This window comes from Nibricoccus aquaticus (assembly GCF_002310495.1).
Taxonomy (GTDB): domain Bacteria; phylum Verrucomicrobiota; class Verrucomicrobiia; order Opitutales; family Opitutaceae; genus Nibricoccus; species Nibricoccus aquaticus.
In genome coordinates, this window is the sequence record NZ_CP023344.1 from 684,196 (window position 1) to 706,535 (window position 22,340).

Sequence of the window (22,340 nt, forward strand, 5' to 3'; positions counted from 1 at the left end):
CCCACCGCGCATTCGCCCCTTCCTCTAATCCTGTCCAAAACTCCGATCCCTCCGATTCCAGCCTTCCTGAGTTCCCCTTAATCCCCCTCTGCATTCCATCCTCCCTGCCCAAAAAAATCATTCGATAAACCTGCATCGCCCGTTTCACTGAGCGTTTTCACATGTTCGAATCGCTCACCGAAAAACTCGGCAACGCCCTCCGCAACCTCCGTGGCGTCGGCAAACTCACGGAAGAAAACATGGCCGAGGCCCTCAAAGAGGTCCGCACCGCCCTCCTCAGCGCCGACGTCCATTTCAAGGTCGTCCGCGAATTCGTCGACCGCGTCCAAGAAAAATGCGTCGGCCAGGAAGTCCTCAAAGGCGTTTCGCCCGGCCAGCAGATCGTCAAAATCATCAACGACGAACTCGTCCGCCTCCTCGGCGAAGGCACCACCGATCTCTCCGGCGCCCGCCCGCTCAAGATCCTGATGGTCGGCCTCCACGGCTCCGGCAAAACCACCTCGACTGCCAAGCTCGGCAAACTCCTCAAAAAACGCGGCTACCGCCCCTTCGTCGCCGCGTGCGACATCTACCGCCCCGCCGCCATCGACCAGCTCGAAATCCTCGCGAAGCAGGAAGAGCTCGGCTTCTACGCCGACCGCGCGTCCAAAGACGTCCCCGCCATCGGCACCGCCGCGCTCGCCGCCGCCAAAGAAGCCACCGCCGACGCCATCCTCTTCGACACCGCCGGCCGCCTCCAGATCGACCACGACCTCATCGAGGAAGTGAAAAAACTCCGCGAGCGCATCCAACCCGACGAAGTCTTCCTCGTCGCCGACGGCGCCCTCGGCCAGGAAGCCGTCAACGTCGCCAAAGCCTTCAACGACGCGCTCCAGCTCACCGGCCTCATCCTCACCAAGATGGATGGCGACGCCCGCGGCGGCGCTGCGCTCTCCATCAAGACGATCACCGGCGTCCCGATTAAATTCGTCGGCACGGGCGAAAAGACCGCCGACTTCGACACCTTCTATCCTGACCGCCTGGCCTCCCGCATCCTCGGCATGGGCGACGTCGTTTCCCTCGTCGAACGCGCTCAGGAAAACATCGATCAGAAGGAAGCCGAGAAGATGGCGGAAAAACTCCGCAAGGCCGACTTCAACCTCGAAGACTTCCTCGCGCAGATGCAGCAGATTAAAAAAATGGGCTCCATGCAGAGCATCATCGGCATGATGCCCGGCATGAGCGGCATGCAGTTACCTGAAGGCGCCGACAAACAAATGGCCCGCACCGAAGCCATCATCAAATCGATGACGATCCAGGAACGCCGCAAACCCGAGCTCCTCAACGGCAGCCGCCGCAAACGCATCGCCGACGGCTCCGGCGTGAAGATCGTCGAAGTGAATCAGCTCATGAAGCAGTTCACGCAAATGCAGCAGATGATGAAGATGTTCAAAGGCAGCGGCGCGAAAAAGATGATGCGCCAGATGGAAGCCATGAAAAACCAAGGCGGCTTCCCCCGGTAGGGCTGGCACGCCGTGCCCAGCCTCCGATCCCCAGGTAGGGCCGGCACGCCGTGCCCGGCCTCCCCTTCGCCCGATTCCCCGCAAGACTCGCGCTCGCGCGACACCCCGCAGCTCCCCCACTCCGCTGCCATCTCTGCACTCCCCTTCGCCTTCTCGCCTTCGCGATTCAATCAATCCGTCCCCCCCGATCACACTCACCCCGCATCCAGCGGACTCCTCACCCCGATCCCCGGCTTCTTCATCACATGCAGGTAAAGCTGCGTCGTCTCCACACTCTGGTGACCAAGCAGCTCCTGCACCGTCCGTATGTCCGTCCCACCCTCCAGCAGATGCGTCGCAAAACTATGCCGCAGCACATGCGGCGTCACCCGCTTCGTCAGCCCTGCATCTACCCCCGCCTTGCGCACCGCGTTCTGAAACGTTCCCTCCTGCACATGATGCCTCCGGTACACACCCGTCTCCGGTGTGCGCATCAGCTCCCTTGACGGAAACAACCACTGCCACGTCCACGATACTCCCGCCTTGGAATACTTCCGAGCCAGCCCCTCCGGCAGCCACACACCCGGCACCTTCGCCTTTCGGTCTTTCTCAAATAGCAACTCCAGCCTGCGCAAATGCCCGCCCAGCCTTTCGCTCAACGACTCAGGCAGCACCGTCACCCGGTCCTTGTTTCCCTTGCCCGCGTAAACCTTCAACTGGCTTCGCTCCAGATCCAGGTGATGAATACGCAGCCGCAACAGCTCCATCAGTCGTAATCCGGCCCCGTACATCAGCTCCGCCATCAGCCTCGGCGTATCGTTTAGCTGGTCAAAAACCCTCTGGCACTCCGCCCGGGTCAACACCGTGGGCACCGTCTGCCGGGTGCGCGCCCGCTTGAAATCGAACTGCCCCAGATCTCGCTTCAGCCCCTCCTGCAAAAAGAAAACCAGCGCGTTGAGCGCCTGTTTCTGAGTGGACGGACTCGCCCGCCGTTCGACCGCCAGCCCGGTCAAAAACGCGGCCACATCATCGCCCGTCGCCGCATACGGAGAATGCCCATCCAACTGTGAACTAAACCTTGCCGCCCACATCCGGTACGTCTGCTCCGTCCGCCAAAGCACGCCCTTCCTACGCAACGCCACGATCAAATCGCGCTCCCAATCCGCACCGCCCAAATCCTCTCCCGCTTTAGGAGCGATTCCACTCCGTGCCGGGAGCGCCGGCGGCCCGCCGGCTTTTCCGCGACCAATCGCGTCCACCTGCACCCGTCGCGTAGGCGAAGATTCTACGCGGTCCGCTGCGCCCACCTTCTCCGACGTCTCCCGCGTCTGCGCTGCGCGGAAAAACCACCGCAGCGCCTCCCGCACCTTTTCGAGACGGCAATTTTCTTGTTTCTCGTAAGCCTCGATATACTCCTTCGCACGCATGATCGTCGCGGGCGCACGGACCGATTTACAATGGCGGAGAAACCCGAGTATCGCGCGCGTATACACCACACGCTCTCGCTCGGTCACCACCCGTTCCAGCGCGTCCCGCCAATCCGGAAACGACACAGCCGCGCTGTTGCGCCCACTTTTCCCGCCTTGCAAAGCCATACTCGCAGTTGAGCTTTGCTAGGCGACATGAAGCAACCTCCTTTTCCTCAAAATCTCCCGAATCCCCTCAGCTAAAATTTGTTATGACGTCGCCTTTCCAATGCCCCGCCCCCTCCCATTCTCTCAACCCCATCCTGGCAAAGCTCAACTGAGTTGATGCCAATAACACTGTTCGGCAAAAGCGATGAAGCCTATTCTTCTACTCCTAATCTTGCTGCTGGTTGGGGCTGGATGCGTTGGGCCGTTTAAGAAGAAGGCTGCTTGGTCGCCTGCGGAAGTTACAGAGTGGTACCAAGGCACCTCGATTCCTGCTACGATCCATCGCGGTATTGGTTATCAGGGTACCGACGAGTCGTTTCACTACTTCATCGCGCGCCCGATCGACTTTTTCGTCTTCATCAAGATTCCCCGCGCACAGCTCCAAATCGAAGATGTTCAGCCGCGCCAGCAGTCGTCGTCCGCAGGTTTAGGCGTCTATTACTGGGTCGATCCGCTCCAAGGATTCAGAAAGAAAGAGCCGAACCAGCCAGTACAGCGCAACGCCTCGACGGGGTCCGTTTCGAATTTCGAGTCGCTAGCTCGGCGTGGCTGACCAGAGAACGATGGGCGGAAGAGCATGAGCATTGTAGCGGGAGATTTTCCGGAGGCTATCGCGAGATTCGTGGCGAAGAAGAAAGAGGCCGTCCGGCATTCACGGTGCTCGAAGAAAGCGCACGCGACGTTCGTCGCCACTGGCGAAGCGATGTCTCGAAAGAAAGTGGTCGTTCGGACTTCGGCGTTTTCCAGCGACAGCGTCTCGCTCATCGGCGCCGTTTCCGAAGCGCCCATCCAGGCGCTACAGACAACGCGCTGGAGCGGGGCCGTTTTTCTCACGCGCCTCCTCCGCTCAACCCTCAGCCGTTTCTCAAACAGCCTGCTGCGCGCTCGCCAGCGCGCGTCTGACCAGTGATCGTTAGGCAAAGAAGCGCATGGAAAAATATAGCTCACTCGTCGCTAAAATCGGTAGGAAAACTCGAGGTAAATTTGGGCCAGCCTCCACGTACCGAATCACGCAGCTCAAGAAGCTAAAGTTCCCAAGTGATGTTATTGAGTTTTATCGTCGATACGAGCCGGTGGACATAGTCGAAGGCTGCGTACGCTTGCTTCCTATCAAGATGATCGTCGCCGAAAACAAGGACTTGATTCCTGGATGCTATGCGTCTCGTAGAGGGTTTGTTGCTTTCGCTTCGACGTTTGCTGGAGACGCGTACTGCTTCGATGCGGGCTCCAAGAGTAACCCTAGCCGGATTGTTTTGTTATCCCACGATGAGGTAGGCCCGCGAATGGCGCGGAAGACTTTGCTTAGGATCGCGGTGCCAGTGGCCACGGAATTGTCAGAGTTCTTGCAGTTGTTCTTAGATGATGCGCTGGATCAGCCGCCCCCAGGTGAAGGGCTCGAAGACTAGCCATGCACAATGAAGACGGAGCCTAACAAGCCGCTACAGCGCAACGCCTCGACGGGGTCCGTTTCGAGTTTCAAGTCGCCAGCTCGGCGTGGCTGATCAGTGATCGTTAGCCAAAAATGAAGGTCTTTGCAGCCATACTTCTGCTCGCGATGTGCGTATGCTGCGGCTGTCAGTCCGAGAAGGCGCTTCCTCCCGCAGCATATTCCAGCACGACCATTCAGCATATCGCCACCCTTCGCCGCGGCGACACTCCTGAAGAGGTCGTTCGAAAGCTCGGGGCGCCAGCATCGGTCGCCGTAGTTCTTCCTTGGCTGATGTATTACGCCCAAGAAAAAGAAGGCTTTTATTATCGTGTGACCTTCACACTCAGAGACGCACGAAAGCTGAATCCCGAAGATACCATCGAGCAAGTCACGTTGACATCGGGAATCGTGGACGGGCCTGAACCCGTTGTTGTGTGGCCAACGTCGAAGAAGAAAGAGGCTAACCAGCCGCTACAGCGCAACGCCTCGACGAGGCCCATTTCAAATTTCGAGTCGCCAGCTCGGCGTGGCTGACCAGTGATCGATGGGCGGAAGAGCATGAGCATTGTAGCGGGAGATTTTCCGGAGGCTATCGCGAGATTCGTGGCGAAGAAGAAAGAGGCCGTCCGGCATTCACGGTGCTCGAAGAAAGCGCACGCGACGTTCGTCGCCACTGGCGAAGCGATGTCTCGAAAGAAAGTGGTCGTTCGGACTTCGGCGTTTTCCAGCGACAGCGTCTCGCTCATCGGCGCCGTTTCCGAAGCGCCCATCCAGGCGCTACAGACAACGCGCTGGAGCGGGGCCGTTTTTCTCACGCGCCTCCTCCGCTCAACCCTCAGCCGTTTCTCAAACAGCCTGCTGCGCGCTCGCCAGCGCGCGTCTGACCAGTGATCGTTCGGCAAAAGAAGATGATCGCCATCGAAGTATCCTGTAACGGCGCGAAAGTTGTGCTCGCCGGCTCGGAGGCCCTTGAAGGCGGAATGATTGGTGCGAGTGTCGACGTGCCCGATACATGCGAGGACAAGGTACTCCTCACGGTTTTCGGCGTTACGAAGTATGTAGAGGGAGAGCAGCAGCGAGTTCTTTATTGGAAGGAGCGGATGCCGTTTTCAGTTGGAGACGAGATTCGAATCAGGGCTATTCCCTCCTCGGTAGCCGATCCTCACGAGAGCGAAAGCGATCCTCTAACTGAAGAATGAAAGAGCCGAACCAGCCGGTACAGACAACGCGCTTAAGCGGGGCTGTTCTTCTCGAGTGCCCAGTCCGCTCAACCTTCAACCGTGGCTCGAAGAGCAGAGACTGCGCTCGCCAGCGCGCGTCTGACCAGAGATCGTTAGCCAAAAATGAAGGTCTTTGCAGCCATACTTCTGCTCGCGATGTGCGTATGCTGCGGCTGTCAGTCCGAGAAGGCGCTTCCTCCCGCAGCATATTCCAGCACGACCATTCAGCATATCGCCACCCTTCGCCGCGGCGACACTCCTGAAGAGGTCGTTCGAAAGCTCGGGGCGCCAGCATCGGTCGCCGTAGTTCTTCCTTGGCTGATGTATTACGCCCAAGAAAAAGAAGGCTTTTATTATCGTGTGACCTTCACACTCAGAGACGCACGAAAGCTGAATCCCGAAGATACCATCGAGCAAGTCACGTTGACATCGGGAATCGTGGACGGGCCTGAACCCGTTGTTGTGTGGCCAACGTCGAAGAAGAAAGAGGCTAACCAGCCGCTACAGCGCAACGCCTCGACGAGGCCCATTTCAAATTTCGAGTCGCCAGCTCGGCGTGGCTGACCAGTGATCGTTCGGCAAAGCATGAATGACTGGCCGCCACTTTCCGACTTTCCGGCGACGATTGGCCGACTTGCTACCGCTGAAGATACGCGCGCGAATCGCGCCTCATTCCTTCTGGAAGTGAATGGTGAGCGCATCGGCTCTCCTATCGAGATGCCGCTTCCCTGCTACGCTAGGTTCATAGACCACGAATCTGGAGACCGTCAGCGTTGCGTGCTATTCCAAGCGGAAGAAGCAGACGGAAAGCGCTACTTCGGTGGCTGGCTCTTGGAAGAGAAGCGCCAAATTGTGGGTTTAGACACTGACTTCGAGATTGTCGCCAAATGAAGAAAAAGCCGAACCAGCCGTTACAGCGCAACGCCTCGACGGGGCTCGTTTCGAATTTCCAGTCGCCAGCTCGGCGTGGCTGACCAGTGATCGTTCGGCAAAAGATGAAGCTCGCGATGTTCACTCTGGCGCTTCTGGCAGTCGCAACCTCGGCGTTTTTTGCAAAGATGGCGTGGGCTGATTATCGACGTTTCCGACTCTTGCGGGCGAGAGGTGTGCGAGCGAAGGGCCATATCATCGGCCAGGCCCCTCGACGGATTGGAGAAGCGCCGCTGCCGGTCGTGCGGTTTGAAGATTCGTCAGGTGCGACCCGAGAGTTTCATTCGCGTTTCCCGCGACGCACGCGCGGTTTTATCCATCCCGAAGAGGTCGATGTGATTTATCACGGCGATGCGGCAGAGATCGCGACTGCTAGCTATGCGAGGCGCTGGATAGGCGGCACGTTCGCATTCGCGGTCGCTTGCACGGTAATCGGATGTCTGTTCGCGTTACTTTCGCTGCGATGAAGAAAGAGCCGAACCAGCCGCTACAGCGCAACGCCTCGACGGAGTCCGCTTCGAGTTTCGAGTCGCCAGCTCGGCGTGGCTGACCAGTGATCGTTCGGCAAAGAAAGATGAAGCAGCTCTCTGACGAAGAAATTGCCGGTCGTTTAGTCTCCATCATTAGCGACGGCTTTAATCGGTCTATGAGCGCTCTCGAAAAGGCTGGCGCGATAGACACGAAGAAGATGAGAGCGCAGTACCGCGGCGTCGGTAGTAAGTACTACGACATCGTTACCGAGCAGATTGAGCTATCAGCCAAGTACGCGGCTCCTGGCTTGAAGCAGCTTTTCCAGCACGATGAAGAAAAAGCCTAACCAGCCGCTACAGCGCAACGCCTCGACGGGGTCCGTTTCGAATTTCGGGTCGCCAGCTCGGCGTGGCTGACCAGTGATCGTTCGGCAAAAGAAAGATGATCTCCAAGTCGCCACTTAAAGCAGCGCTTGTGACCTTCGGCCTGACTGTCGCGGTGGTGTTGGCATTTTGGGCACTAGAGCTTCTCGTCCTGTTTCTGTTTTTCAGGAATTCAGACGAGGCATCGTGGGGAGTAGTTCTCTACGGTTTTTTCTTCGCCGTCGTTGCTTTGCCTATCGGTGTACTTCTTTCCATCGGCACCTTCATGAAAGTTAAGATTCAGAATCCAAAAGCAGAGCCGAACCAGCCGCTACAGCGCAACGCCTCGACGGGGTCCGTTTCGATTTTCCAGTCGCCAGCTCGGCGTGGCTGACCAGTGATCGTTGGGCGAAGATGACTCCCGAAAAAGAACGCGAACTCCAGTTGCGCGCTGCTGCTCAAATCGCGCTTCTTGGCGAGACGCCGCTTTCGCTTCGCAGCTTATCTTTCCGCCATGCGGATCGAGCGATTTGGTTTAAGGCGATTTTGGCGACGGACGCGACGGACCAAGATAAGGAAGACGTCACTTGTGTAGCGACCGAGGTTCTCGCGGCATTTGATGACGGTCGATGGTCTTGGAATGAAGAGATCGTTGTCTCCGATGACGACTTGAGAGGCGCTGAGTTCGAAGTGATCACTTACCGCAGAAAAGAATGAAGAAGAGCCCAACCAGCCGCTACAGCGCAACGCCTCGACGGGGTCCGTTTCGAATTTCGAGTCGCCAGCTCGGCGTGGCTGACCAGTGATCGTTCGGCGGAAGAATGAGCGAAAGTATTCACACACCGAAGAGCGTCTGGGCGGCATTCGCCTGCATGTTCATCGCCATGGCGGTCGGTGTGCTGGGCTGGTTCCGCATGTTGGCGATGTCGGGCGACTTTCAGCCGATCGCATTCTTCTTCGTCTGCTTGAGTGCGAGCGCGATACTTACTCTCGCCGCTATCGGTGGCACTTTCTACGGAGCGCGACGCAGACCTCGTTCGGTACCGACAATAGCAGCCATGTATTTAGCTGGTGCATCCGGAATCACTATGGTCGCTATAGCCATTTGGATTCTGCTGAGTTTTTCATCGTGAACCGAACCCAAGAGCCGAACCAGCCGTTACAGCGCAACGCCTCGACGGGGTCCGTTTCGAATTTCCGGTCGCCAGCTCGGCGTGGCTGACCAGTGATCGTTCGGCAAAAGAAGATGGCCGCTGAAGCAATAGCCCAAGTTGTTCTCGAGGTCGTAGCGTACCCGATTTTCTACGTCATCGGTTTTATTGTCGTTAAGATCTTGTCGCTTGGGCGCGCTAGGATCTTGGCGCTGACTGATCGAGGCTACGAAAAGGAAATGCGTTGGTATCAGTTTTTCGTCCGCCGTTCTGGCATTCGATTCTGGACTCCGGAAAGCATCATCCTCGTCGGCGGTCTTTTCACGCTATGTGCCGGTGTTGGCGCTTATCTAATCCTATCCTAAGTATGAAAGAAGAGCCGAACCAGCCGCTACAGCGCAACGCCTCGACGGGGCCCGTTTCGAATTTCGAGTCGCCAGCTCGGCGTGGCTGACCAGTGATCGTTAGGCAAAGAAGCGCATGGAAAAATATAGCTCACTCGTCGCTAAAATCGGTAGGAAAACTCGAGGTAAATTTGGGCCAGCCTCCACGTACCGAATCACGCAGCTCAAGAAGCTAAAGTTCCCAAGTGATGTTATTGAGTTTTATCGTCGATACGAGCCGGTGGACATAGTCGAAGGCTGCGTACGCTTGCTTCCTATCAAGATGATCGTCGCCGAAAACAAGGACTTGATTCCTGGATGCTATGCGTCTCGTAGAGGGTTTGTTGCTTTCGCTTCGACGTTTGCTGGAGACGCGTACTGCTTCGATGCGGGCTCCAAGAGTAACCCTAGCCGGATTGTTTTGTTATCCCACGATGAGGTAGGCCCGCGAATGGCGCGGAAGACTTTGCTTAGGATCGCGGTGCCAGTGGCCACGGAATTGTCAGAGTTCTTGCAGTTGTTCTTAGATGATGCGCTGGATCAGCCGCCCCCAGGTGAAGGGCTCGAAGACTAGCCATGCACAATGAAGACGGAGCCTAACAAGCCGCTACAGCGCAACGCCTCGACGGGGTCCGTTTCGAGTTTCAAGTCGCCAGCTCGGCGTGGCTGATCAGTGATCGTTGGGCAAAGACAATGAGCGAGGCGGACTCTAAGGCGGTTATCTGGTTATCTGAGACACATCCTACGTCCGGCCGGATTATCGTGTTGGAGGACGACGGTCGTAGCTGTTGGCTATACTTCCGCGACAGTTGTCCGGACGGTGCGACAAGGTCAGTGATTGTTTATTCTCCGATCGCTCCCGTGAGTCGTTCAGAGTTCCAAGCCAAAGTAGGACGTGGCGATACGCCGATTCTGATGGCCGACTATGCCTCGAGCCATGCGGTGATCACGGAAAGATACCCTGACGATTTTTCTTTCGTCTGGCGCGAGGATGGCGATGCCGCCGCAGTACGTTATCGCGACGAGATTATCGCTGTCGTTTCCGTCGACGAGGAGCATGGCAGTTCACGCGCAATTTCCCGCTCAGGTCCGTTTGGTGACCCATTGCAGTTAGCTCGCTACCCGTGGTTATGAAAGAAAGCCCAACCAGCCGCTACAGCGCAACGCCTCGACGGGGTCCGTTTCAAATTTCGAGTCGCCAGCTCGGCGTGGCTGACCAGTGATCGTTCGGCAAAAGCGATGAAGCCTATTCTTCTACTCCTAATCTTGCTGCTGGTTGGGGCTGGATGCGTTGGGCCGTTTAAGAAGAAGGCTGCTTGGTCGCCTGCGGAAGTTACAGAGTGGTACCAAGGCACCTCGATTCCTGCTACGATCCATCGCGGTATTGGTTATCAGGGTACCGACGAGTCGTTTCACTACTTCATCGCGCGCCCGATCGACTTTTTCGTCTTCATCAAGATTCCCCGCGCACAGCTCCAAATCGAAGATGTTCAGCCGCGCCAGCAGTCGTCGTCCGCAGGTTTAGGCGTCTATTACTGGGTCGATCCGCTCCAAGGATTCAGAAAGAAAGAGCCGAACCAGCCAGTACAGCGCAACGCCTCGACGGGGTCCGTTTCGAATTTCGAGTCGCTAGCTCGGCGTGGCTGACCAGAGAACGTTCGCCGAAGCCGCCATGACCCTAGACGAGTTTTGGACCCTAATAGAACAAACCAAGGATGCCTCCGCTGATATCGACGAGCGCACTGAAGTTCTGCGCGCGAAACTATCGCGACTATCCACGGAAGACGTCGCGGCCTTTGATCGGCGTTTCACGGAAACCTTAGATCGAGCGTATTCGCACGATTTGTGGGGAGCCGCCTACATCATCCAAGGCGGTTGCAGCGATGACGCCTTCTGGGACTTCAGAAGCGTTTTGATATCCATGGGAAAGGATGCGTTTGAGCGGGCCATCCGCGATCCCGACAGCTTAGCGAGCTTATCAGCCGAGGACCTCGATGAGCTTTATGCCGAGGGATTCCAGTATGTAGCAGGAAGCATCTATGAAGAGCGGACGGGCGTGCTCCTCGAGCGATCGCATCCTCATCCGCCAAAGCCCGTCGGAGAGAAGCGCAGCGATGATCCCGACGAGTTACGGAAGCGCTGGCCCAAATTGTTTGCGAAGCACTGGGAAGAATGAGGGCGAACCAGCCGTTACAGCGCAACGCCTCGACGGAGCCCGTTTCGAATTTCGAGTCGCCAGCTCGGCGTGGCTGACCAGTGATCGTTGGGCAGAAGACCATGGCGGAAAAGCGATACAAGTTGGCGAAGGAGCAAATCAAGCCGTTGGCCGTCGGCCACGGTGCTTGCATTGCAAGCGATCACATCGTCGTCGACGGCAAGAAAGTTGGTTTCATGTATCGCGAGTCTCCGTCGAATACGGTCGATAGCGGATGGCGCTTCTTTTCAGGCGAAGAAGACCAAGCATACGTCGATCAGCCGGAGCACCTCGCTTTCTACGACATCAATACGGTCGCGAACTATGATCCCGCGATAATCCTGCATCTCGGCGCCGCTATCGGCACGCAGTTAGGCCGTGTAGAGGGCACCGATAGATTCGTTCAGGAGAAATTTACGCCTCCCGAAGAATGAAAACGGAGCCCAACCAGCCGCTACAGCGCAACGCCTCGACGGGGTCCGTTTCAAATTTCGAGTCGCCAGCTCGGCGTGGCTGATCAGTGATCGATGGGCGGAAGAGCATGAGCATTGTAGCGGGAGATTTTCCGGAGGCTATCGCGAGATTCGTGGCGAAGAAGAAAGAGGCCGTCCGGCATTCACGGTGCTCGAAGAAAGCGCACGCGACGTTCGTCGCCACTGGCGAAGCGATGTCTCGAAAGAAAGTGGTCGTTCGGACTTCGGCGTTTTCCAGCGACAGCGTCTCGCTCATCGGCGCCGTTTCCGAAGCGCCCATCCAGGCGCTACAGACAACGCGCTGGAGCGGGGCCGTTTTTCTCACGCGCCTCCTCCGCTCAACCCTCAGCCGTTTCTCAAACAGCCTGCTGCGCGCTCGCCAGCGCGCGTCTGACCAGTGATCGTTCGGCAAAGGATGAAGTCCTCGCTCCGCAAGAATCGTTCGGTCTCTGGGCCCGCTAAGTCGCCAGAGGAGAAGAATCGAAATTCAGCGAGACGCTGGAGTATTGGCCTCTTGTGCGCTGGCTTACTCGGCATCGCCAGCCCGCTTGTTTCCAGTCGACCAATGAGCGAGTGGCGCGGGACCAGTGCGAATAGGGCCGGCCCGTCTACAGGCTGGTTTCAGCTAGGCTTAGGAGCGCTTTTCCTTTTCATGTCCGCGTCTTGTTATCGGATCTCCAAGAAGAAAGAGCCGAACCAGCCGGTACAGCCAACGCCGGGAACGGGGCCTGTTTCGAATTTCGAGTCGCCAGCCCGGCGTGGCTGAACAGTGATCGTTCGCCGAAAGCATGCCTTTCATCCACAAGCAGATTAGTCGAGAGCACGCCGAGAGCGAGATGACCCAGCTAGTGCAGAACAATGTACCGGCTAAGATTCGCTATCTGCGGGGTCCGGTTTTCTCCAGACCTATGTATGGAGTTTGGGTAGAAGAGGAAGATCTTCAGGACGCGCTGAGGGTCCTGGATATGGTTGAGGTCGTGCCCGACTCGGAGCCTGAGCCGCCTTACGAGACCATTCTAGCCTGTCCCCGCTGTGAAAAGAGGCGTGTCGAATGCCCCGACGATAACCCGCCACGTTGGCTGTTCTTCGTGTCAGTGTTTTTGCTGATGATCCCGAAGATGATCTGGTTTTTCTGCAGAAGCATGAAGGGATCCAAGAAGAGGTGCGGCTACTGCGGGAATGAGTGGAGGAGCAAACCATGAGACCCCAAAGGGCGAACCAGCCGTTACAGCGCAACGCCTCGACGGGGCCCATTTCGAATTTCCAGTCGCCAGCTCGGCGTGGCTGACCAGTGTTCGTTCGGCAGAAGATGACGGCATGAAGAAGCGGAGGATCATAATGGCAGTCACTGCGTTGGCTGTGGTTTGTGTCTGCGCCTTTGCCTGGAAGTGGAACGCTCCAGACTGGGCTTTCGTCAGACAGGTCACCGGATTTCATTTTCCGACGGGAACGAAGTATCTTGCGCAATTCGATAACGCCGAATGGTTCGTCGTCTCTGTGGTGGAATTGCCCAGCGGACAGATTCCGGCGTTTGCGAACGCACATAGGTTTAGTCTAGGCGACCCGAAAAGCATCGATACGGCACGCTCGCTCCCTCCGAAGTATCGCAGCATCCCCGTTCGTCCCGATATCCTCACAGCGGATGCGCAAACTGAGTATCAGTCTTGGACTGCGATTCTAGATCCTCAAACGCGACTGCTGTGGATTCAGATCATATATCCTGATTGGTCGGGTGACCACTCAGGTACCGCGCCCCAGCCCAGACAGAAGAAAGAGCCGAACCAGACGCTACAGCCAACGCCTACGTCTGTCACGCCTCGTGCTGACGCACGAGTCGCGCCAAGCAACGCCGTGCCTCATCTCAAACGTTCGGCGTAAGATTTATGGCGATACGGGCGGAGAGTTTTGTGAGCGACGCAAGCGAGCGTTTGGCGTCGCTCAAAGAAGAGGTGGTCGCGGGTCGTCGCAGCCGTTTCAGCGAGAAGAAAAGTTTCCGTGGAGTCTTCGACGAGAGCGCACGCGCCGCTACGATGACTTCTGTTTGCTGGCATCGCTCGTTGCCGAACCAGGCGGTACAGACAACGCGCTTAAGCGGGGCTGTTTTTCGCGAGCGCCCTCTCCGCTCAACCTCCCGCCGTGGCTCCAAGAGCCGAGACCGCGCTCGCCAGCGCGCGTCTGACCTTTAACGTTCGGCAGAAGTTTACCCGCCGCCACCCTCGCGATAGAGACCGGCACGCACATCCCCTGGATCAGCCGCCTTGCACACCCTTCATCCTCCTTCTTTGCGCCTTAGCCCCCTTGCGTGAACCGGTTTGCGCGCCCCCCCCATCACCGCAGCACATCCCAGTGAGCACTCGCCTCATCTTCACTCGTACGCAACAGCGCACACGTCTGCCCCACCGCCCCTCAACGCCTCACCCCTTCACATCCTCCGGAATCTCCAGGCACCGCGTCCCGAACCGCATGAGCAACGTCTGGCTGAACCCCAGATCCTCCAGCAACTCGATCGACGACGTGACGCACAAAATCACCCGTGCCCGCGGCTTCGATACATAGTCTTTCAAGACCAGCTGCGCCGCATCCGACAAATCCGCCGCCGACGGAATCACAATCACCCGGTCATGCGGCACATCGTCGAGTAGATCCGCCCCGCCCGACTCCGGCAGCACGATCTCGACCTGCGGCGCATCGCCCACGATCCGCTTGATAACCGCCGCAAACGGCGTCTTCCGGCTCCCCAGCAGCGTCAGCGTCGCCGGAAAATCCTTCACGCGCGCGATCTCTTTATCGAACGCCCGCTCCTTGTCCGTCTTCTCCACGACCACCTCCGCGGCCACCGGCGACAACAACGCCGCGATCCCATCCCGCAGCGTTATCGGGTTCACCGGCTTCGCATAAATCCCCCCCGCCCTCAGCGCCGCGTACTCCTGCGACAACTCCGGCGTCACCGTCCCCGACACGATGATCACCGGGATCTCCGAGTGATCCCGCACCAGCCGCAACACTTCCATCCCGCTCGCGTGCGGCATCTCGTGATCGAGCAAAATAATATCGAACCCCTCGCGCTCCAGATAACCGATCGCCTCCTTCCCATCGCGCGCCTGCTTCACCTCGTGCCCCTGGTTCGTCAGCAAAATGGACAGCACGGTCCGGCATACGGTGGAATCGTCAGCGATCAAAATCTTGGCCATAAAAAACGGGGTGAGAAAAAATCGGGCATCCCAGCCGGGAACAAATAACCCGGCCGGGCAGCCACGCACGCAAAAGCCTTAAACGGCCCACCGCCACACCAAATAAAGCCCATCCCCCGGCACCGCTCCTCACTCCCCCTCCCACCACCGCTCCACCTCCCGCCTGCGCCTCAAAATACCTCCGCTCCCACCCGCCGCATCCCCTGCAACCTCCCACACCAGTTGCGTGTTGTGAGACACCTCTCACGCTCCCTCTTCCTTCACTGACTCCTTCACTCCCACCCTCACGCTCTCCACCCTTATTTCTATTCCCTCACCCTTTCTTCTCACTCCGCCTTCACGCCCTCGCCCGCTCTCTCCCTCACGCCCACTTTCACGCCCACGCTCACTCGCCCACACGCCACCATGCGCACCCCGCCGTCCCCCGTCTCCTCCATCCGAGAAGCCTTCACCTGCGCCCTCCTCGGCCTGCGCGACGGCTTCACGTTTCGCATGATCGCCTTCTCCCTCGGTCTCTGGGCCGGTGCGCTCGCCCTCTGGGCCATCCTGCTCGTCTTCGCCTGGACCCCGATAAAAACCGCCGCCGCCTTCCTCACCGCCTGGTCGCTCCTCGGCCTTTTCCGCCTCTTCCCCAACTGGCTGCCCGCCTCCGCCCAGGAAAAAATCACCGGCGTCCCCCTCGCCGACGGCGCGGCCGCCCTCCTGGGCAACGTCACCTTCGGCACCGCCACCTGGATCATGCTCGTCCTCCTGATTCTCGTCGCCGTGTACGCTACCGTGCGCATCGCCGTCGAGTTCCTCCTCATGCCCGTCATCCGCCAGGCCGTCGAAAAACACTACCCGCCCTTTCCCCCGCGCCCGCCCTACAGCCTCCTCTCTTCCGTCACCAACGTCGCCAAGACCGGCGCGCTCGCCGTCCTCCTCGGCCTCCCCTTCCTCCTCATACCCGTCGCCAACGTCGTCCTCCTCTTCGTCCTCTTCGGCTACCTCAACATCCGCACCCTCGTGAACGAAGCCCTCGACGGCCTCGCCACCCGCGACGAGCAACGCCTCCTCATCCGCCGCGCCCGCCTCCGTATGATCTTTCTGGGCACGCTCCTCGCCGCCGCCCCCGCCATCCCCATACTCGGCCTGATGACCCCCGCCTGGATCGGCGCCGCCACCTGCCACCTCTTCCTCCGCGAACTCGCCCGCCTCCGAGCGGGCAGCGCGCCGCCCGTAACGGCCACACTCAAATGAAACGTAAGCCTCCGCGGCTGCCCGTTTTGTCGGTTGCCAGCGCCGTCCCCGGTCCTGACGCTAGGTCACCATGGCGGCTCCAGCTCCCTACACCCCCGGGCACTCCCGTATCCTGAAACTCGCTGCGCGCAGCCTCGCTCTCGCCGCCCTTTTTCTCGGCGCACATCCGCCCCTCCACGCCGCCAAATGGGAACCCATCCCCGCCGCCGAACTCGCCTCCGATAAACCCACCATCGACCCCGAGGCCGGCGCCGAAATCCTCTTCCGCGAAACCGTCATCATGCACAACTTGGTCGAGGAATTTGAGCGGAGGCATTTTGTGCGCGCCAAAATTTACTCAGAGAGAGGGCTCCAGGACTTCCTTAAAATCGACCTTCCCTACGATCAAAAAACCAAGATCCGCGACATCGCCGTCCGCACCACCAAACCGGATGGCCAGATAATCGAGCTGGAGAAAAAAGACATCTACGACCGCGAAATCATCAAGCTCGGCAAAGAGCGTGTGAAGGCAAAATCCTTCTCCCCGGCGGGCCTTCAGCCGGGCGCCATCGTCGAATATGCCTATACCGAAATCACCGAAGGGTGGAGCTGGTACGTACCGATGTACTTTCAAAGCAACCTGCCTGCGCGACTCGTACGGTATAAATTCCAGCCCGTGGATCTCAGCGGGATGTACACGACCAGAGAAACCCAACTCACCGCACGCGTCCTGTCATTCAACTGCGCACCGCAGCCGCTCAAACCGGATAAAAACGGATTCTTCGTCTTCGAATTAGCGAACGTTGCCGCTGCCAGGGAGGAGCCCTACCAACCGCCTCGCCTCAACTCCGAGTCATCCCGCATTGTTTGCTACAGTCTCCAAAAGCAGCTTCCCCCCACCCAGTATTGGGCAAAACAAGGCAAAGAACTCCACGAGCGCATGCTCAAGGAAACCAAAGCCACGAAAGTCGTCCAGACCACCCTCGCGAACATCGTCACCCCGACCGACACACCCGACCAAAAACTCCGCAAACTCTACGACTTTACCCGCACCAAACTCCTCAACCGCGCCAGCCCCCTCGCCGGCTTCACCAACGCACAGCGCGCGAAATTCAAACCCAACGAAACCGCCACCGACACCCTCAATACCGGCCACGGCACCGCCGAAGATCTCAACGCCGCCTTCGTCGCCCTCGCCCGCGCCGCCGGCCTCGACGCCCGCTACGCCGCCGCCGGGGACAGAGCGTTTCTCTCCTTTGACGCGAATATCACTGAGCCCTTCATGACCAGCGACCTCATCGCCGCCGTTCAGCTCGAAGGCCAGTGGCAGTTCTTCGACCCCGGCGTCCTCTACCTACCCTACGCCGTCCCCCACTGGCGCAACTCCGACACCGGCGTCCTCATCGCCGCCCCCAAAGACGCCACTCTCATCGCCATCTCTGTCTCCGCGCCCGCCGCCTCCCCGATCAAACGCAAAGCCTTCCTCACCCTCGACGCCGACGGCACCCTCGAAGGCACCGTCACCCTCGAATACGACGGCCACCACGCCCACGCCCGCAAATGGGATCTCCACGACAAAGGTACCGCCGAGCTCGAAGAGTACGTCCGCGATCTGATCCGCGAACACCTCAAGCTCGCCGAGCTCTCCGACATCAAAGTCGAAAACGCCTCCAACCCCCTCGCCCCGCTCAAAATCTCCTTCCGCCTCCGCGTCCCCGAATACGCCGACCGCACCGGCTCCCGCCTCTTCGTCCAACCCGCCCTCTTTCAAAAAAATCTTCCGCTCCTCCTAACCGAAAAAACCCGCCGCACCCCGCTCGCCTTCGACTTCACCTACACCACCACCGACGACATCCGCATCACCCCGCCCGAAGGCTACGAACTCGAACAAGCCAGCGCCCCGCCCTCCTTCGACCTCGGCGCCCTCGGCTCCTACGCCGCCACCCTCGGCGTCGCCAAAGACACCGGTGCCCTCGTCTTCCGCCGCAACTTCACCCGCAAAGCCATCGCCATCCCCACCCAGTACTACGACGCCGTCCGCGACGCCCTCGAAGCCATCCACGCCCGCGACGCCCACACCGTCACCTTCCGCCGTAAACCCACCGCCGACACTCCCCCCACCGTATCCAACACTCCGGCACCCGCCGCCCCACCTGCCCCCGCCAGCCCCTGATCCGCGATTGGTCATTGGTCATTCTACCGCCTCTACTTTCCCCATGTCGCGCCTCCTCCGCTTCCTCGCGCCCGTCCTTCTCGCATTTTCCCTCACCGCGGCCGCCCACGCCAAACCGCCCGCCTGGCTCACCGCCCTCTCCGCGAAACCCGCCGCCATGCCCTACGGCGACGCCTCCCACGCCGTCCTCTTGGACGAAGCCGACTACACCCTCGATAAAACCGGTCTCGTCACCAAACGAACCCGCCACGTCATCCGCGTTCTCACCAAAGACGGTCGCGACGACGCCATCGCCCGCCTCGGCTACGACACCAGCTCCGACAAGGTGAAATCCTTCCAGGCCTGGCTCATCCCCGCCACCGGCGCCCCCATCGACTACGGCAAAAAACACACCCTCGACATCGCCAGCTTCTCCAACGCCCGCGAACTCTACGGCGAAGCCCGCATGTTGGTCATCTCCGCCTCCGACGCCGCCACCCCCGGCTCCCTCTTCGCCTACGAATCCATCACCACCGAAAAATCCATCTACACCCAGGACATCTGGTTCTTCCAGCAATCCGTCCCCGTCGAATACTCCGCCATCACCTACACCCTCCCCGACGGCTGGACCACCCGCACCCTCACCTTCAACCGCGACCCCATCGCCCCCACCGCCACCGGCAAAAGCCAGACCTGGGCCCTCACCAACCTCCCCGCCCTCAAGGAAGAACCCCTCGGCCCGCCCACCCACTCGCTCGCCCCCTGGCTCGCCATCGACCTCGTCCCGCCCCCCGGCACCGCCACCAACCGCGTCTCCTTCGCCTCCTGGCAATCCATCTCCGAGTATTTCACTCCCCACTACGAAATCTCCTCCACACCCGACGCCGCCATCAAAGCCCGCGCCGCCACCCTCGTCGCCGATGCCACCACGTCGTGGGAAAAAATCGCCCGCCTCTGCCGCTTCGCCCAGCAGGTGAACTACATCTCCATCAACCTCAACGCCGCCACCGCCGGCGGCATGATCCCCCGCCCCGCCACCCGCGTCCTCCAGTGCAATTACGGCGACTGCAAAGATAAGAGCTCCCTTCTCCGCTCGTTGCTCCGCTCCCAGGGCATCGTCTCCCACCCCGTCATCGTTTACTCCGGCGACGCCACCCGCGTCCGCCCCGACTGGCCCTCCCCGTTCCAATTCAACCACTGCATCCTCGCCATCCCCGTCGATGATTCCGTCACCCTCCCCGGCGTCCTCGTCCACCCCGAACTCGGCCGTATCCTCTTCTTCGATCCCACCAACGAAACCACCCCGCCCGGCTGGCTCGCCAGGGAAACCCACGGCGGTCACGCCCTCGTCCTCGCCGGCCCCCGGGGCCGCCTCGTTCAGCTCCCCACCACCACTCCCGCGACCGACAGCGTCACCCGCACCATCACCGCCCGCCTTGATCCCTTCGGCTCCATCGCCGGCACCATCGTCGAACGCTTTGACGGCTACGCCTCCAACTCCGTCCGCGACGAACGCCAGCCCCTTTCCGAATCGGACTACCGCACCAAAGTCATCCAGCCCTGGCTCGCCCGCACCCTGCCTTCCGTCCGCGTCACCCAGCTCGAAGCGACCGACGACTTCTCCGCCGCCCGCCTCGACCTCACCATCGGCTTCGAAGCCCACACCTACGGCAAAATGATGCGCGACACCCTCCTCGTCTTTAAGCCCGTCATCGTCGCCCGCCGCGACTCCGTCTCCCTCAAACGCGGCAACCGCACCCAGCCTGTCGTCATCACCTCCAGCTCCTTCACCGAGAAAACCGAGATCGAGCTCCCGCCCGGTTACGCCGTGGACGAAGCCTTCCCCGCCGCCGACATCCAGTCCCCATTCGGCCACTACCGCGCCCGCGCCGAAGTCCGCGACGGCAAACTCCACTTCGAACGCACCCGCGAGCTCAGCGCCGCCACGCTCCCGCCCGATCAATTCGAAACCGCCCGCACCTTCTTCGAAAAAATCTTCCAGGCCGAGCAATCCCCCGTCGTCCTCCGCCGACTCTGACCCCCGCGCCTCAGCTTCTCCACCTCGCCCATGCCTTCCCTCCTGCGCCGCCTCCACAGGATTCCCTGCGCGTTGATCCTCACCATCGCCTTCGCGTCCACCGCCAGCGCCGCCCCCGAATGGCCCATCCTTCTCCCCGCCGCCCTCACCGAAACCACCCCGCAGGTCGATCCCGACGCCGGTGCCGAAATCCTCCTCCAGGAAACCACTCTCACCAGTTACACCGGCACCGTCGCCCACTTCGAAATCTTCGTCCGCATCAAGGTGTACAACGACCGCGGCGTCTCCGCCAACGCCCTCATCGATATCCCCTTCAGCCGTCACTACCGGATCAAGGAAATTGCCGCCCGCACCATTCTCCCCGACGGCACCATCCTCCCGCTAGCCGCCAAAGATTTCTTCGACCGCGAAATCATCAAAGCCGGCAGCCTCCGCCAAAACCTCAAATCCTTTGCCCCTCCCGGCCTCCGCCCCGGCGCCATCATCGAGTACCGCTACGAGGTGAAACAATCCGGAGACGTTTACCCGCTCATCATCGAATTTCAGAACAGCCAGCCCACCCGGCATTCCATTTTCAGATTCAATGAGTCCGATCATCGCGACTACGGCATGAGCCCCCAATACCTGAACTGCGACGACCTGGATACGGTCCTCAAAAAAGATTTCGCCACCTACATTCTCAAAAAAATCCCCGCCGCCAAAGACGAGCCCTTCCAGCCCCCGCTCATCAACCGCGTCCCCGTCCTCATCTTCCTCTCCCGCTACAACCACTCCCGCTGGGCCCACGAAACCAACGAGGCCCTGCTCAAAGACACCGAGCACCAGACCAAGCCCACCCGCCTCGTCACCAGCACCCTCGCCTCCCTCGTCGCGCCAGCCGACACCCCCGAACAAAAGCTCCGCAAAATCTACGACTACGCCCGCACCAAAATCCTCAACCACAGCCTCGAAACCACCCGCCTCACCGACTCTCAGTGGGCCCACGAAAACAAAAACGCCACCGCCACCCTCAAAGCCGGCCACGGCACCGACGACGACATCAACGACGTCTTCGCCGCCCTCGCCCGCGCCGCCGGCTTTGAAATCACCCCCGTCCTCTGCAGCGATCGCGAGTTCTACTTCCTCGGCTTCGACCGCGCCCAAAACCGCATCCCCCGCACTCCCTACGTTTTCACCCACCGCGTCATCGCCGTCCTCGATAAAGAGAAAAAATACCGCTTCTTCGACCCCGGCTCCGCCTACCTCCCCTTCGAGGAACTCGCCTGGAAAAACTCCGAGACCACCCTCTTCGTCGCCAGAAAAGGCCAGCCCGAATTCCTCTTCTTCTACGCCCCGCCACCCACCGCCTCCGTCCGCAAACGCGTCGCCGTCCTCAACCTCGACAAAGAAGGCACGCTCCAGGGCACCGTGAAAATCGAATACACCGGCCTCTGGCAGACCGGCGCCAAATTCGAACTCGACGACGCCGGTCAGCAAGCCCGTGACCTCTTCGTAAAAAACGAAATCGCCCCCTACATCGAACACGCCGAGATCACCGACATCCGCGTCACCAACGCCGACCGCCCCGATCTTCCCCTCGCCCTCTCCTGCGATCTTCGCATTCCACACTACGCCGAGCTCACCGGCACCCGCCTCTTCTTCCAGCCCCTCGTCTTCCTCAAAAATTCCACCCCCGTCTTCCCCGAAGCCACCCGCCGCCACTCCATCCACTTCCCGTATCCCTGCGCCGAGGACGACCTTCTCACCATCCTCCTGCCCGCCGACTACCAGATCGAATCCGGCAGCAGCCCCGGCCGCACCGACTTCGAAAAAATGGGCCACTACCTCGGCGCCATCATCCTCCAGCCCAAAAACCGCACCCTCACCCTCCGCCGCGGTTTCATCCGCCCCGTCGTCAACATCCCCGTCAAAGAATACCCCCAGCTCAAAGCCATGTTCGACGAGGTCCACACCCGCGACACCCACGTCCTCACCCTCAAACGCACCGAGTCCAAATAGTCCGCTCGCCTCCCA

At 59.8% G+C, this 22,340-nt stretch carries 28 protein-coding genes; 26 read left to right on the forward strand and 2 right to left on the reverse strand.

Going from position 1 to position 22,340, the window contains the following annotated elements; translation table 11 throughout:
* Positions 1-161 precede the first annotated feature (161 nt).
* A complete protein-coding gene (ffh, locus tag CMV30_RS02900) occupies positions 162-1,502 on the forward strand; it encodes a signal recognition particle protein (protein WP_096054630.1) in 1,341 nt (446 codons plus the stop codon).
* A gap of 194 nt (positions 1,503-1,696) precedes the next feature.
* Here ffh and CMV30_RS02905 read toward each other — a convergent pair whose 3' ends face one another.
* Positions 1,697-2,908 carry an integron integrase gene (locus CMV30_RS02905; protein ID WP_096057583.1) on the reverse strand — a complete coding sequence of 404 codons (1,212 nt, stop codon included), beginning with the start codon at positions 2,906-2,908 and terminating at the stop codon, positions 1,697-1,699.
* Between the two features lie 352 nt (positions 2,909-3,260).
* Between CMV30_RS02905 and CMV30_RS02910 the strand changes: the two genes are divergently transcribed.
* From CMV30_RS02910 to CMV30_RS03010, 21 genes are all read left to right on the forward strand, one after another.
* A complete protein-coding gene (locus CMV30_RS02910; protein WP_096054631.1) occupies positions 3,261-3,668 on the forward strand; it encodes a hypothetical protein in 408 nt (135 codons plus the stop codon).
* A gap of 24 nt (positions 3,669-3,692) precedes the next feature.
* Positions 3,693-4,025: a hypothetical protein gene (locus tag CMV30_RS02915; protein ID WP_096054632.1), complete on the forward strand. Its 333-nt coding sequence runs from the start codon at positions 3,693-3,695 to the stop codon at positions 4,023-4,025.
* Positions 4,026-4,044: 19 nt separating this feature from the next.
* Positions 4,045-4,521 (forward strand): SMI1/KNR4 family protein, encoded by a 477-nt coding sequence (locus CMV30_RS20880; RefSeq protein WP_096054633.1) that lies wholly within the window; start codon positions 4,045-4,047, stop codon positions 4,519-4,521.
* Between the two features lie 116 nt (positions 4,522-4,637).
* Positions 4,638-5,078: a hypothetical protein gene (locus CMV30_RS19235; RefSeq protein ID WP_096054637.1), complete on the forward strand. Its 441-nt coding sequence runs from the start codon at positions 4,638-4,640 to the stop codon at positions 5,076-5,078.
* Between the two features lie 24 nt (positions 5,079-5,102).
* Positions 5,103-5,435: a hypothetical protein gene (locus CMV30_RS02930; protein WP_096054632.1), complete on the forward strand. Its 333-nt coding sequence runs from the start codon at positions 5,103-5,105 to the stop codon at positions 5,433-5,435.
* A 17-nt stretch (positions 5,436-5,452) separates the two neighbouring features.
* Positions 5,453-5,743 (forward strand): hypothetical protein, encoded by a 291-nt coding sequence (locus tag CMV30_RS02935; RefSeq protein WP_138223085.1) that lies wholly within the window; start codon positions 5,453-5,455, stop codon positions 5,741-5,743.
* 144 nt (positions 5,744-5,887) lie between these two features.
* Positions 5,888-6,328, forward strand: coding sequence for a hypothetical protein (locus tag CMV30_RS02940; protein WP_096054637.1), 441 nt, complete (start codon positions 5,888-5,890; stop codon positions 6,326-6,328).
* A gap of 21 nt (positions 6,329-6,349) precedes the next feature.
* A complete protein-coding gene (locus CMV30_RS02945) occupies positions 6,350-6,655 on the forward strand; it encodes a hypothetical protein (protein ID WP_138223086.1) in 306 nt (101 codons plus the stop codon).
* 104 nt (positions 6,656-6,759) lie between these two features.
* Positions 6,760-7,161, forward strand: a complete 402-nt coding sequence (locus CMV30_RS02950; RefSeq protein WP_138223087.1) for a hypothetical protein — start codon at positions 6,760-6,762, stop codon at positions 7,159-7,161.
* A gap of 107 nt (positions 7,162-7,268) precedes the next feature.
* Positions 7,269-7,511 carry a hypothetical protein gene (locus CMV30_RS02955; protein ID WP_096054640.1) on the forward strand — a complete coding sequence of 81 codons (243 nt, stop codon included), beginning with the start codon at positions 7,269-7,271 and terminating at the stop codon, positions 7,509-7,511.
* Between the two features lie 95 nt (positions 7,512-7,606).
* Complete coding sequence (locus CMV30_RS02960; protein ID WP_096054641.1) at positions 7,607-7,921, forward strand: hypothetical protein; 315 nt, start codon at positions 7,607-7,609, stop codon at positions 7,919-7,921.
* A 20-nt stretch (positions 7,922-7,941) separates the two neighbouring features.
* Entirely contained in the window at positions 7,942-8,244 is a 303-nt protein-coding gene (locus CMV30_RS02965) for a MafI2 family immunity protein (RefSeq protein ID WP_096054642.1), read from the forward strand.
* 155 nt (positions 8,245-8,399) lie between these two features.
* Positions 8,400-8,660 carry a hypothetical protein gene (locus CMV30_RS02970; RefSeq protein WP_138223088.1) on the forward strand — a complete coding sequence of 87 codons (261 nt, stop codon included), beginning with the start codon at positions 8,400-8,402 and terminating at the stop codon, positions 8,658-8,660.
* A 113-nt stretch (positions 8,661-8,773) separates the two neighbouring features.
* The gene (locus CMV30_RS02975; protein ID WP_138223089.1) at positions 8,774-9,043 is read left to right on the forward strand and encodes a hypothetical protein; all 270 of its coding nucleotides are present in this window, start codon (positions 8,774-8,776) and stop codon (positions 9,041-9,043) included.
* Positions 9,044-9,158: 115 nt separating this feature from the next.
* The gene (locus tag CMV30_RS20885) at positions 9,159-9,635 is read left to right on the forward strand and encodes an SMI1/KNR4 family protein (RefSeq protein WP_096054633.1); all 477 of its coding nucleotides are present in this window, start codon (positions 9,159-9,161) and stop codon (positions 9,633-9,635) included.
* A gap of 341 nt (positions 9,636-9,976) precedes the next feature.
* Positions 9,977-10,195 carry a hypothetical protein gene (locus CMV30_RS19240; RefSeq protein WP_138223090.1) on the forward strand — a complete coding sequence of 73 codons (219 nt, stop codon included), beginning with the start codon at positions 9,977-9,979 and terminating at the stop codon, positions 10,193-10,195.
* 105 nt (positions 10,196-10,300) lie between these two features.
* On the forward strand, positions 10,301-10,708 hold the full coding sequence (locus CMV30_RS02990; RefSeq protein ID WP_096054631.1) for a hypothetical protein: 408 nt from the start codon (positions 10,301-10,303) through the stop codon (positions 10,706-10,708).
* Between the two features lie 25 nt (positions 10,709-10,733).
* A complete protein-coding gene (locus CMV30_RS02995) occupies positions 10,734-11,237 on the forward strand; it encodes a DUF4240 domain-containing protein (protein WP_138223091.1) in 504 nt (167 codons plus the stop codon).
* Positions 11,238-11,317: 80 nt separating this feature from the next.
* The gene (locus tag CMV30_RS03000; RefSeq protein ID WP_217494447.1) at positions 11,318-11,689 is read left to right on the forward strand and encodes a DUF2185 domain-containing protein; all 372 of its coding nucleotides are present in this window, start codon (positions 11,318-11,320) and stop codon (positions 11,687-11,689) included.
* A gap of 107 nt (positions 11,690-11,796) precedes the next feature.
* Positions 11,797-12,129, forward strand: coding sequence for a hypothetical protein (locus CMV30_RS03005; RefSeq protein WP_096054632.1), 333 nt, complete (start codon positions 11,797-11,799; stop codon positions 12,127-12,129).
* A gap of 387 nt (positions 12,130-12,516) precedes the next feature.
* Positions 12,517-12,930 carry a hypothetical protein gene (locus tag CMV30_RS03010; RefSeq protein WP_096054647.1) on the forward strand — a complete coding sequence of 138 codons (414 nt, stop codon included), beginning with the start codon at positions 12,517-12,519 and terminating at the stop codon, positions 12,928-12,930.
* A gap of 1,212 nt (positions 12,931-14,142) precedes the next feature.
* On the opposite strand, the gene CMV30_RS03020 is transcribed toward CMV30_RS03010, so the two are convergent.
* Positions 14,143-14,919 (reverse strand): response regulator, encoded by a 777-nt coding sequence (locus tag CMV30_RS03020; protein WP_096054649.1) that lies wholly within the window; start codon positions 14,917-14,919, stop codon positions 14,143-14,145.
* Between the two features lie 405 nt (positions 14,920-15,324).
* Here CMV30_RS03020 and CMV30_RS03025 point away from each other — a divergent pair, with 405 nt between their 5' ends.
* The 4 genes from CMV30_RS03025 (at position 15,325) to CMV30_RS03040 (ending at position 22,325) form a co-directional block, all read left to right on the forward strand.
* Positions 15,325-16,158: an EI24 domain-containing protein gene (locus tag CMV30_RS03025; protein ID WP_096054650.1), complete on the forward strand. Its 834-nt coding sequence runs from the start codon at positions 15,325-15,327 to the stop codon at positions 16,156-16,158.
* Positions 16,159-16,228: 70 nt separating this feature from the next.
* On the forward strand, positions 16,229-18,310 hold the full coding sequence (locus CMV30_RS03030) for a DUF3857 domain-containing protein (RefSeq protein ID WP_096054651.1): 2,082 nt from the start codon (positions 16,229-16,231) through the stop codon (positions 18,308-18,310).
* 43 nt (positions 18,311-18,353) lie between these two features.
* On the forward strand, positions 18,354-20,327 hold the full coding sequence (locus CMV30_RS03035; RefSeq protein ID WP_096054652.1) for a DUF3857 domain-containing protein: 1,974 nt from the start codon (positions 18,354-18,356) through the stop codon (positions 20,325-20,327).
* 30 nt (positions 20,328-20,357) lie between these two features.
* On the forward strand, positions 20,358-22,325 hold the full coding sequence (locus tag CMV30_RS03040) for a transglutaminase family protein (RefSeq protein WP_096054653.1): 1,968 nt from the start codon (positions 20,358-20,360) through the stop codon (positions 22,323-22,325).
* Positions 22,326-22,340 lie beyond the last annotated feature (15 nt).